Here is an 11,840-nt window from a genome sequence, read left to right on the forward strand (position 1 = left end):
CTAAAAATCCTCAAAATCAAAATCATTCAATTCGTCCAACATCCGGGCTTCTTCCTCCTTCAGATCCTCCGTGATCATTTCCGCGGCCCGCTCCGGTTCCACGCCCCACAATTCGCCGAGCAGTTCGGCGACCATCGTCTTTTCCCGCTGGCTGAAAACGCTGAAGGCCCGGCGCAAAAAGACCAGGGACCGCACAAACTCGTCGTCCTCCAGCGAGCAGATATAGGCGTTGAGCTGGTCCCATAAGCTCATTCGCGATAGAAGGGCATAGCGGTTGCGCATCGCCAGCCCCTCGAACCAGCCGGCGCCAAGGTCGGCCGGAATGCCCGGCGAGAGCCGGCGCGATACCTCGGCTGAACATTGTTCGGCCGACAGCTCCCCCCGCTCCAGCAAGATCGCGCAGGCCAGACCGGATAATCTCGGATGGGCATCATCCCTGTCCGACAGGACGGTCAGTTCCCGAACCCAGAGCGCCTCGTCGACCCCGTCGCTATGTTCGGATGAGATATGGTTCAGTTCATTCATGGCCTCCGCCATCGCCTGCGCAGCCTCATCATTGCATTGGCACGCCTCTTGCAGAAACAGGCAAGCGCGCAAGAACAGCTGCTCCAAAAGCGGAGCGAGCGGCGTCGTATCGATTCTTCGAATACCGCCAAAAGTGATCAGCTGCGACAGCTTTCTCGCTGTCGCCGCAATCTCAGCGACATTCTGGCTTTGGACCGCGAGCCTCTGCAAGACCGATCTTGCGGCCTCCATTTGATGAATCATCCCGCATTCATAGGCGACCGCGATCAGCTCGGAGGCCTCCCTGATCGCAGAGCATTCCTCCAGGCGCTGCTGCAGCATGTAGCCCGCAGCGGTCTCTACGGTCTCGCCGAGCAGATTGGACTCCACCACTTCGATCTCCACTTCCGGGGACCACTGGACGATCCAATGCTCCGACCAAACGGCCTGTTCCGCGGTTCTTCTCTGCTCTTTGACAAAATGAATCCCGAGCAGCTTCAAACGATGGAACCAGAATGACCGGTTCAAATCGAGGAAAGCCGCCTCCCCTGAAGAGACTCTCCGGTTTTCGCGCAGGTCCAGGACTAGATCCTGAGCAACGGCGGTTTTATATTTCTCCAATTTCAGGCGTTTAAGTTGACGGGCTACATCATCCTGAATCGGCGTTTGGCTGACGCCCTCGGCCAAAGCGCCGATCGCCGTACCCACCTCGGTGCGCGCGAGCGACTCGGCGACCACGGACAACTCTCCGCGCCCCAACAGGGTTTTGGCGGCATCCCTCAAATCCATCAGCGTTGGAGAACTGCCGCCATGCAAAGCCGACAGCGCTTCGGCCAGCCTGACCGCCTCGATCACTTCCGCCGTGGAGCGGTGTGTCCCCGTTCTTCTCAGATCCGCCGCAACGGAAGCGAGATACCGATGGGGCAGCTCTCCCAGTGCCCCCTGCCGCATCTGTTCCCACATCATTTCAAAATAATAAGGCGCGACGTTTCCCGCACCATATCCGGTAAGCGACGACAGCCGCAGATAAGAATAGGGCATAAGCGTCAGCTTTGTTTTGCGGGAAGGAAGCCGCGATAACTCCTCATCGCTCATAGCATGGCTAAGATCTTGGAGAGCCGAAGCGTGATACGCCCCGCAAATGACCGCAATCTGCTCCGGCTTATGCCCCGCCGCGACCGCCTCCGCGATTTTCCGGCACATATAGGCTTCCCGCACCGCATTGTAGGCATATTCCAGCCGGTCGCTCCGCTTCTCCTTGTCCTCCGTCAGTTCCCGCATCTCGCCGGAATAGGCCAGAATGACCCGACGATACGCGTCCGGGTTCAAATTGTGCTCGAAGTTCCGTTCCCAATAGGTGTCATAATCGTACTCGCCCGCGATGGCCGCGATCCTGTCGTAAAGGGAGGATTCCGAATCCGCGATCTCGCCCGGTGCACCCGGCTCCTCCACCGGTTGTCCGGCGACGGGAGCCTGATCCTTGGGGCCATCAGGCTCCCCGCCCTGGGCGCCGCCGCGGATATCCTGCAAACAAACCGCGGAAGACGAAGGCAAATCGATAAACGCACAGTAAGCCCCATGTTTATGCGCCCATAGCATCGCCTGATATTCGGGGGAATACACGGCAAAGGGCCAAAGCACGGTCCGAACCGGCAGCTCCTCGGTGAAAGCCAGCAGAGCGACGGGCGGCCGGGTCGAGGCATTCGTCAGATGGACGATTTCGGAAGAAGCGTCCGATGGACCCTCGATCAGGACGGCCGTGGGCCGGATACGCTCCAGAAATTCGCCCACATGACAAGCGCCGGCCGGCGACAGATGCCGGACGCCAAAAATATGCACCCCAGCGCCGCTAGCCGTCTCCGTCTTCATTGATTCATCTCCTTGCAGGCGCTGTAAAGGCCGCGCCAGCTTGCTCCGCGCTTTTTCATCACATTATCCAGGTACTCCTTCCAAACGAGACGGTCCTTGTCGTCATCCTTTACGATGGCTCCCTGCAGTCCGGCAGCCAAATCCTCATCCGTCATCTCTCCACCGCCAAAGCTCGCCGCCAGCGCCATGCTGTTGGTGAGCAGCGAGATCGCTTCCGCCGTGGAGATCACGCCGGCCGGGGATTTCACTTTCTCCTTTTTGTCCAGGGTCATACCGCTGCGCAGCTCCCTAAAGATCGTTACGACCTTTTGCAGCGCCTCGTCGGAAGGAGCCGCCGCTTGCAAATCATACGAAGCCGCGATTTCGGCGACCCGTTTCTTTACGATCTCCACTTCGGTTTCGAGATCGGCCGGCGCGGGCAGAACGATCATATTAAAGCGGCGTTTCAGCGCCGTGGACATTTCGTTGACGCCCCGGTCGCGGGTGTTGGCCGTAGCGATGATGCTGAACCCTTTGCGCGCGTTCAATTCTTTGCCAAGCTCCGGAATGGAGATCGTCTTTTCCGATAAAATCGAGATCAGCGCATCCTGCACTTCGGAAGCACAGCGGGAAATTTCCTCGAACCGGGCGATGCCGCCCGCTTCCATCGCCCGCATAATCGGGCTCCTCACCAAGGCCTCCGGCGTCGGACCTTGAGCAAGCAGCATGGCGTAATTCCAGGAATAGCGGACTTGTTCCTCCGTCGTTCCGGCCGTGCCTTGCACGACCAAGCCGGAGCTGCCGTAGATGGCCGCCGAAAGATTTTCCGACAGCCAGGATTTGGCCGTTCCCGGCTCGCCGATCAACAGCAGCGCCCGGTCGGTCACCAGCGTCGCAATCGCCATCTCCACGAGGCGCGGGTTTCCGATGTATTTCGGCGTGATACTCCGGCTTCCCGCTTTCCCGCCGACAATAAACTTAAGCACCGACTGCGGGGACATTTGCCACCCCGTCGGAACTTTACCTTGATCCTCGCGGATCAAAGCCTGCAATTCTTCCTGATATAGCGCCTCCGCAGGCTTGCGCATGATATCCTGCATCACGGGTTCCGTCTTACTCATAAGGTTTTCTCTCCTTTAGGAAGGAATGGATGATTTACGATTCCATCGCTTTTAATATATATCCGAGCTGGAGGGCGGCATCGGAGTCGAATTTGGGCATTGCCGTCCGAATCCGGCCCGCATAAGATCCCGGCAAACGGGATAGCTGATGAAACAGAAACGGCTCGATTTCATGACACTCCGTATTCCACTCATCCTCCAACGCACGCATCAGCGCTTCATGAAGCTCTGCTTCCGGGATCCCCGCGCGAACCAGACCCATGACGGCCAAATTTGCAAACCGGTTGCGGAATTCCGGAGATTTGCTCAGCTTGCTAAGCAGATAGGAAGCGGCTCCTTCATGTCCCGGCCGGGCAAAAACGCTGACCAACGCCAGATGATCGAGGGCGATAAAGTGATCCAGCCAGCGGGGGTCCCAAGCCGCTGCGATCACCTCCTGCGGAACCATTTCGACCACAAACATATAGTTCTTTTTTTCATCCGCCCAAACCGGTCTGGCCTCCTGATATTTCCGCTGAATGACCAGATCTTCCATCGTGTCGAGAAGCTGTTTGCAGGTGGTGGCGTTCTTGCTTAAGGCGGAAGCGTTCAGCCGGTCTTTCAGGACGCCGGCATATTCCTCGTAAAGTCGATCCGGAGGCAAAACGGGTTGCGCCTTGACAAAAGTTTCCCGCACAAAGGCGCTGGTTCCTGCCGTTTTTCTCATTTCAAGCTCAACCGCAGCACTGATAAGCTGCCGCCCTTCCGCCGAGTCCACCCCGCTTATGTACTGAAACGCTTCGTTCGCCAAATAGGTCCAGCCCAGCGTATGAGCGTAAAAAGAATATTTCCGTAAAACGTTCAAGTACAACCGCTCCAGCTCAGGGCCGGTTTTTTCGTGCAATGCCCAAAGATAACGTCTGCTTTGCAGCGAAACCTCCCGATCGACCGCTTCCCCGGGGGGCTCATTTTCGATCGATTGAAGCAGCTCCGCATAGTCCCGGGCCAGCCAATTGACCAGCAGCTCCGACTGGCTTCGGTTTAGCGCCGGGTTCACAAGTTCGCTGTCTTTCCCTTTGGACGCTTCATAAAGACGCTCGGCCGCGCTCGCCCAATCGCTGTCCGCCAATGCCTGATAGGCCGCTTCGCGGATGCTCTTCTTCTTGTCGCGGCTGAAGTCAAGCAAGGTCTGCTCATATTCACCATGCCCCGCTAACAGGCGAATGGCCGTCGTACGCACTTCATCGGACCCCGAAACGGCCGCTTCAGAGATCACGGGCAGCACCTGATCACCGCCATTTCGTGCGATGACGGTCAACTTGCGGGATTCAAGTTTCCCCCCGCCCGGTTGAAAGCTCTCAAGCAAATGCGGCACGATTTCGGGTCCGTAAGACGGTAAAATGTCGTTCATGGCAAAATCGGCGATTTCCACATAAGGATCGTTCAAAGCGTCCATCGCTAGCGGAAGCAGGCGAAGATCTTGAAACAATCCCTCCCGTAAGGCTTCGACGACGATTTCGTGCCGCCCGCCGCCCCGGGTGGTAAGGGCTTGCCGGACCGCCGACAATTTCCGGAAGGAGCGGGTCGTTTTCAACGAAACGGGCTTGCTGCGCAGCGGGGCCGTCTCTCCTTCGGCGGAGCTTTTCCCCTGGGTACGCAGCACCGACTGAAGGAGAAGATTGACGTCCTGCAGCCGCCGGGCCGAATCACCTCCGCTGTCTTCGCCGATCAAGGCCTCCATGCCTTCGGCAAGCTTTTTAAACACGGGTGCCCGCTCCCCCAACTGTTGAAAAGAGGGAAGCAATTTTTTTAATCTGAAATCCCCGGCCGCCAAATCGCTCCCCGCAATATAAAGACGCCGGATCTCATCGTTCAGCTCCATTAGTAAGGTTTGACTCATGATATGCGTTCCTCCAATTCGGCATGTTAGTAGAGCAACCGGACTAGCTCTTCCCGGGTCAAAATCGTCAGCGGCTGCACGACGAGCCGACCGCTGAGAGAATCATGATGAAACATCGCGAGCATCGCCATCTCACACAGAGCGTCCTCCGGCAAAAATTTCAATAAATGCACGGTTCCGTCTTCCAAGACGTCGCGAAGCTCCAGCGTTTCTCCCTGCGTATCGGTTGCAAACAGCCGGCCCTCCGGGTCGGTGACCACCTGATCAACGGATAGAAGCCCGACCGGATTGGGGTCTGCCAGCGGATTTTTAAGCTGGTTTTTCACCCGCTTTACGATCTCGGCAAACGACGCCGCGGCATGCCGGCGAATTAAATCCAAGTCTTGCTCCTCTACCGCTCTGGAGGTCATGGAATCGTACCGGACACGCCGGTTCAGGTCACCGGGATAGCAGTACAGCTCAGGCACAACAGCGACTTCGAAGAAGCTGTCTTCCTCCCGCATTAATTTCGCGGCTTTATAAGGGCGATATTGTACCGTATAGTGGATCTCCCCGCTGTCCTGCTGAATCCAGTAACCGCAGTCGACATACTCCTGCCGGGCTGCATCGTCATAGCTGGTAAATGCCAGCTGAATCAGTTCCTTCGCCGGAGCGACCAACCCCGCCTCTCTCAGTTCGGTCAGCTGCCAGGCGTGTCCCAGCCATTCTTCGATCGACGACACATGATCCAGCGCAAGGTCGGGGTCTTCGAGCTTTGCGGTTAAATGGGCTCTGCCTTTTTTGATAAAAGCGTGGATGACCGCAAGCTGCTCCGACGCGTGGGTATAGGACTGCTCCGTATTGTCCTTTTTCGACAGGATGAGAAGCAGCTTGCCGAGCTGAATTTGCGCTCCGTTCAGATAGTGGCTTTTCATTTGCTTCACATGCTCTTGAATCACTTTAAGCTCTTTGGCGTCAAGCGTACCGAGGCCTCGCCGAACCAGTGATTGCGTCAGCTTTTCGAGCAGCTCCAGTCCTTCGAGTTGGGCGGTGATCTTCTTTTTAAGCGCCGATTTATTGACTTTTTTCGGCTTGGCTTCGACTCCCGCGGCGGCCTCCTTCACTTTCTGCTCCTCCCGTTTCCCGGCTTTCTCCCGTTTGGCTGCCAGATCTTCCGGCACCTCCGCAGGCGTGAAAGGTCTTCCCTCCGCATAGGCGTACAGGAGCCCTAACACATGCTTGCATGGGAACTGCCGGCTCGGGCAGCTGCAGCGCATGACCGGTTTCTCCGGAATCGCGAAATCCGCGGAAGGCGCGTATGGCGTTTTTCCGCTTCCCGCACAAAGTCCAAAAAGTACCCGCCCGTCTTCGGACCGGTGCAGTTCTATGTATTTTCCTTTTTTGTTCAAATCTTGACCGTTCTTAATCGCTGCGCTGTTGGGTGCCAGTGAGTCGATCCAAGTCTCCGTAATCTCCATCAAATGTCGTTCCCCTCCACCATCGGTAAGTTTACAGCACTACCAAAATTATCTTATAGGGCTTTCTTCTATATCATACCTAATATTGACAAACTCCCCTACCTACTAAAGTCCTAATAAGAACATATATTCGGTTTAAACAAATAGGAACCCAAAAAACGGGTTCCGCAATTAAGTTTACATAATATTTATTATGAAATATATAAAAATCATATCACCGAAGGGTGTAGGTTAAGAGAGAGTTATATTTAACGAAGCATTGCTTTTATCGTACTCCTAACTTGCATCCAAGCCTCTTGCAAAAACCAGCGCCGGAACATAGGTAACACCTTTGATGACCAGAAACAGGATAGAACCCTATAAACACGACTTAATCCGTATTACCCCAAAGGTCATTCTAGCAAAGGAAACCGCGACAGACGATTAACGAAAGTTAATTTTTCAAGTATTTTCTCTTTTCATTAAAAATGGTGTTTGACATAATCCCCTCTCAAGCAGTAATATTTGACTTGTCGGTTTTTTGTAAAACTTATTGGTCATTATATCGAATGATCGGTCTTTTATCAATGCCCTTCATTAACATGGAAGGTTACCTTCCAAAATATCTCGGAAAGCAGGTTATGTAAATTGTCCAGTTCATCTATTTCTACTTCAAGCTCGTCACAGGCCAAGGACATTTCTATTAAACAATTGTTCGCTCCTCTGATGGCTGTGATTATCGGGACCTTTATGGTTATTCTCGACAGTACTGCTGTAAATGTAGCCGTCCCTACACTCGTAAGATACTTTGACGCGTCTCTTCAGGTAATTCAATGGTCCGTCACCGCCTATACTCTCGCCCTATCTGCGGTGATTCCGCTGGCCGGGTGGTTGTCGGATAAATTTCAACCCAAACGCGTTTTTCTGATGTCCATAGGATTATTCACGCTGGGCTCCATTCTGTGCAGTCTCGCCAGAACGCCGGAACAGTTGATTCTTTTCCGGATCATCCAGGGACTTGGCGGAGGAATGGTGTCCCCCATCGGCACCGCCATGGTGTATCGGCTCGCGCCTCCCGATAAAAGAGGGTCGGTTATCGGCATGTTCGGCATTCCCATGCTTCTTGCCCCCGCCTTGGGCCCAGTTCTATCCGGGTGGCTGGTCGAATATGCAAATTGGCAATGGATTTTCCTGATCAATCTCCCTATCGGGATTATAGGCATTCTGGTCGGTGCAAAGCACCTGCCTTCTTTCCCCGGCAATAAGGGATCTTCTCTGGACATCCTTGGTGTGATTCTGGGACCGCTGGCTTTTGCCATGATTACTTTTGGAGTCAGCGAAGGCAGCGTAAGCTGGACTTCAACCCGGACCCTAACGGGCCTGATTGTGGGGGGAACGGCACTGGTTCTGTTTGTCGCAAACTGCCTTCGTCACCCTCAGCCCCTGATGGAACTGCGGGTATTCAAATCGGCGGATTTTACGCGGGGAATTATTAATTTATGGATAATGCAAACCGCCTTGTTCGGCACCGTGCTGCTGTTTCCGCTCCTTCTTCAGCAAATCAAATTTTACTCGCCTTTTCAGACGGGACTGATTATGCTTCCGCAAGCCATAGGCGCGATGATTTTTATGCCGATGGCGGGCAGACTGTTTGACAAGGTCGGAGCTCGGCCTCCCCTTATCGTTGGTATGACGTTAATCTCGGCCGCACTATTCACGATGTCGTTTCAAAAGATGGACTCCCCGCTCGTCATGATCCTGCTGTCCTTATTCTTACTCGGATCCGGTATGGGGCTCTCTATGATGTCGCTGAATACCCACGTGCTCAACGCGACTCCACCGGCCTTGGTCAGCAGGGTAACACCGCTCACGAGCGCGTCCCAACAGGTTGTATCTTCCTTTGCCATCGCCGGATTCACAGGCGTCCTTTCGTCCAGGTTAACGGCGAATCAGGGGCATAGTTCGGATGCCATCGGCTTGTTGCAAGGAAGTATGGCCGCCTACGGCGACACCTTTCTGCTGGCGGCTTGTATCGCCTTGGCGGGTTTGGGATTAAGTTTTTTCCTGAGAAAGCCGAAACGATTTTCGCCAGAGTCCTAAAAGTCGGCTTATCCATGCCGCTGAGCCGAATTCGACAAAATACCGCCCATTGAACGGCAAGCAAAAAGAACCTCCGCCCCTGGAGGTTCTTTTCGGTCTTATAATTGCTCCAATACCAAAGGACGGAGCTGATGGACATAGTAAGCAAGCTCGCTTTCCGATGCAAGGTCCTTCATTAAAGCATGCACGAGAAACGCTCTGGGATGCTCCTCCTTCATTTCGGCCATCAGAAGCTCCAGAACGCCGAGCAAATCTTTCTTTCTGGAATTGGGTACGGTCAAATCAGGAATCAAAGAGGTCAAGCTGTCAAAAAGCCCTACTTTTCGTGCTTCATGAAGGTCTTGCAAAGACTTGTTCTCCACCCGCGCATACTCCGACATCCGTTCATCCGACAGTAATGGAGCAGGCTTCTTCTCCATGACGCCGGCTACAAGATCGTCCATTCTGTCCGCGATAAAAGCGGCAAGCACCATCGGTTCGAGCGGTTTGCTGCCGAAGAGAAGATGAAAGGTATATTCCCGAATCATTCCGCTAAATAAAGCCGTGGCATCCCATGTCCAAGCGTCGATGGCGTCTCCGTAGCTCCGCTGCAAAATATCCCGATAGTAGCGAAACATTTCAACGCGCAGTTGACTCATCACGCGGCCGATACGATCATTGTTGATCATCGTAAGTTCGTTGTGATCACGTGCGATATAATAGCCATGCTCGATGTAGAAATTGATCTGACAAGCGATTTCCTCCAGAAACGTCTCCCTTGCTCCCAATTCTTTCAGTCTGATCCGTTCAACCGCAAGGATCATATCTTGCTGCCGTCTCTCGAGAATATGGATATATAAATCGTCCTTGGAAGCGAAAAACTTGTACAATGAACCCTTGGCAATACTGCAATCATCGGCAATATCCTGGATGGACGTTGCCTGGTACCCCTTCTCCGCAAAAAGTCTGATTGCGGATTGAATAATTTTTTCCTTTTGCATGCTCATTAAGAGCCCCCCGATACTCCGTTCTTTCTCAGTGTCAAATAATAGTACAAGAGGATTAAGAATGCAAATGAGCTTTGCCCTAATTCCTGCCAAAAGGAAAACGCCGCCGAGAATCATCGGCAGCGTTTCATTCACAATGTCGGCTCATCGAAGCCGGTTTCCCTGACTTATTCACGACCCGGTTTCGGCCTGCCATAACCCTCCGCCCGGCAAGGGGCAAGATCGCTCCTTCAGCCAAGCCACTACCGGAATGATGCAGCCGCAGGCCATGCAGGTCCCCTCGTCCGTCAGCTTCGGACAATCCCCGCAGAGCCGCAGCCGTTCCTCATAACGCTCCTGGCTGACCCGGCGTTCTGGAGCGAACATGGTGGTCTTGAGCAACCGTTCCATCTGGGCTTCCGTCACTTTATAATCGTCGCGGCAACCCTTGCAAGACGTATCCGCCATGCCGGATCAACCCTTGCTGGCCAGCTTTAAGGTCGTTACCGACATCGGGGGCAGCGTCACGGACAGCTTGCCGTCCGCCTCCGCGAAATTGTCAAACACCCGAGGCTTCACGGTTTCCGGCCGGTCAAAAGTGTTATGCGCATCCAAGCTGCCGCCCGCCAGCGTGGAACCGGCAATCGCGAATTCGCCGGAAGTCAGACCGCGTAAGGCGAGTTCTAACCGGCTTTCCGCCTGGGGTTGCAAATTGCAGAAGCTGATGTGGATGTTTCCCTCCGCATCACGCGACGCGGTAGCCGTGACCGCCGGAATTTCTTCACCGTCCAACCGATAGCTGCCGGTTTCCAAGTCGAGATTAAGCGATTCGGCATCCTGGTGCACTTTATACATGTCAAACACATGATAGGTCGGCGTCAAAATCATCTTCTCGCCTTCGGTTAAAATCACGGACTGCAGGACATTCACCGTTTGCGCGATGTTTGCCATCCTTACGCGGCCGCTGTGCTTATGAAAAATATGAAACGTCAGTCCGGCCACCAGGGCATCGCGGATCGTATTCTGCTGGTACAAAAATCCGGGGTTCGTGCCCGGTTCCACGTTATACCAAGTTCCCCATTCATCCACGATTAATCCAACCCGACCCTCCGGATCATATTTGTCCATAATCGTGCTGTGCCGGGTAATCAGTTCATCCATGCGAAGCGCCTTTCTCAAGGTGGAGAACCAGGCTTTCTCCTCGAATCCCGTCGCCGGCCCTTTATCGTGCCAGTCGTCGTTCGGCAGCGTGTAATAGTGGAGCGTGATGGAATCCATGTATCTTCCCGCCTCACGCATCAGCACTTCCATCCAATTGTAGTCATCCACATTCGGGCCGCAGGCGATCCGGTGAATCTTATTGCCGTCATAATTGCGGACATAAGTTTGATAACGACGGTAGAGATCCGCATAATATTCGGGACGCATGTTCCCGCCGCATCCCCAGTTTTCATTTCCCACTCCGAAATAGGTAACCGACCACGGCTCCTTGCGGTCGTTCTGAGCCCGCAGCTCAGACATCGGTGAAACGCCGCCGAAAGTCAAATACTCGACCCACTCCGACATCTCCTGTACGGTGCCGCTTCCCACGTTTCCATTGATGTATGGTTCGCATTCCAACTGCGCGCACAGCTCCATAAACTCATGCGTGCCAAAATGATTGTTCTCGACCACACCGCCCCAATGGGTATTGATCATGCGTTTGCGGCTCTCTTTCGGACCGATGCCGTCCTTCCAGTGGTATTCGTCCGCGAAGCATCCCCCCGGCCAACGCAGGACGGGAATTTTAATCTGTTTAAGCGCTTTCACCACATCGTTTCGAATGCCGTTTGTATGCGGAATGGGTGAATCTTCCCCGACCCAAATTCCTTCGTAAATACATCTGCCCAAATGCTCGGAAAAATGCCCGTATATATTGCGGTTAATCTTACCTCGGCTCTGATCGGCGTTTAAAATTCCTTGTAATACCACCATTATCACTCCTTGA

At 54.1% G+C, this 11,840-nt stretch carries 8 protein-coding genes; 1 reads left to right on the forward strand and 7 read right to left on the reverse strand.

Features of this window, described 5'->3' with window-relative positions; translation table 11 throughout:
* The 4 genes from V4U88_RS17915 to V4U88_RS17930 are packed head-to-tail and all read right to left on the reverse strand — an operon-like array spanning position 1 to position 6,812.
* Complete coding sequence (locus V4U88_RS17915) at positions 1 to 2,373, reverse strand: DUF5682 family protein (protein ID WP_334074606.1); 2,373 nt, start codon at positions 2,371 to 2,373, stop codon at positions 1 to 3.
* Positions 2,370 to 3,473 (reverse strand): AAA family ATPase, encoded by a 1,104-nt coding sequence (locus V4U88_RS17920; protein ID WP_334074607.1) that lies wholly within the window; start codon positions 3,471 to 3,473, stop codon positions 2,370 to 2,372. The genes V4U88_RS17915 and V4U88_RS17920 overlap by 4 nt, the downstream gene beginning before the upstream one ends.
* 34 nt (positions 3,474 to 3,507) lie before the next feature.
* Positions 3,508 to 5,352 carry a HEAT repeat domain-containing protein gene (locus V4U88_RS17925; RefSeq protein WP_334074608.1) on the reverse strand — a complete coding sequence of 615 codons (1,845 nt, stop codon included), beginning with the start codon at positions 5,350 to 5,352 and terminating at the stop codon, positions 3,508 to 3,510.
* A 26-nt stretch (positions 5,353 to 5,378) separates the two neighbouring features.
* The gene (locus tag V4U88_RS17930) at positions 5,379 to 6,812 is read right to left on the reverse strand and encodes an SWIM zinc finger family protein (RefSeq protein ID WP_334074609.1); all 1,434 of its coding nucleotides are present in this window, start codon (positions 6,810 to 6,812) and stop codon (positions 5,379 to 5,381) included.
* 702 nt (positions 6,813 to 7,514) lie between these two features.
* Between V4U88_RS17930 and V4U88_RS17935 the strand changes: the two genes are divergently transcribed.
* Positions 7,515 to 8,888: an MDR family MFS transporter gene (locus tag V4U88_RS17935; protein WP_334074610.1), complete on the forward strand. Its 1,374-nt coding sequence runs from the start codon at positions 7,515 to 7,517 to the stop codon at positions 8,886 to 8,888.
* A gap of 98 nt (positions 8,889 to 8,986) precedes the next feature.
* On the opposite strand, the gene V4U88_RS17940 is transcribed toward V4U88_RS17935, so the two are convergent.
* The 3 genes from V4U88_RS17940 to V4U88_RS17950 all read right to left on the reverse strand — a co-directional run bounded on the left by V4U88_RS17940 (position 8,987) and on the right by V4U88_RS17950 (position 11,827).
* Complete coding sequence (locus tag V4U88_RS17940; protein ID WP_334074611.1) at positions 8,987 to 9,874, reverse strand: TetR/AcrR family transcriptional regulator; 888 nt, start codon at positions 9,872 to 9,874, stop codon at positions 8,987 to 8,989.
* 171 nt (positions 9,875 to 10,045) lie between these two features.
* Positions 10,046 to 10,321: a DUF6171 family protein gene (locus tag V4U88_RS17945; protein ID WP_334074612.1), complete on the reverse strand. Its 276-nt coding sequence runs from the start codon at positions 10,319 to 10,321 to the stop codon at positions 10,046 to 10,048.
* Between the two features lie 6 nt (positions 10,322 to 10,327).
* Positions 10,328 to 11,827: an alpha-N-arabinofuranosidase gene (locus tag V4U88_RS17950; RefSeq protein ID WP_334074613.1), complete on the reverse strand. Its 1,500-nt coding sequence runs from the start codon at positions 11,825 to 11,827 to the stop codon at positions 10,328 to 10,330.
* Positions 11,828 to 11,840 lie beyond the last annotated feature (13 nt).

The organism is Paenibacillus sp. A14 (genome assembly GCF_036864815.1).
Lineage (GTDB): Bacteria > Bacillota > Bacilli > Paenibacillales > Paenibacillaceae > Fontibacillus > Fontibacillus sanfengchensis.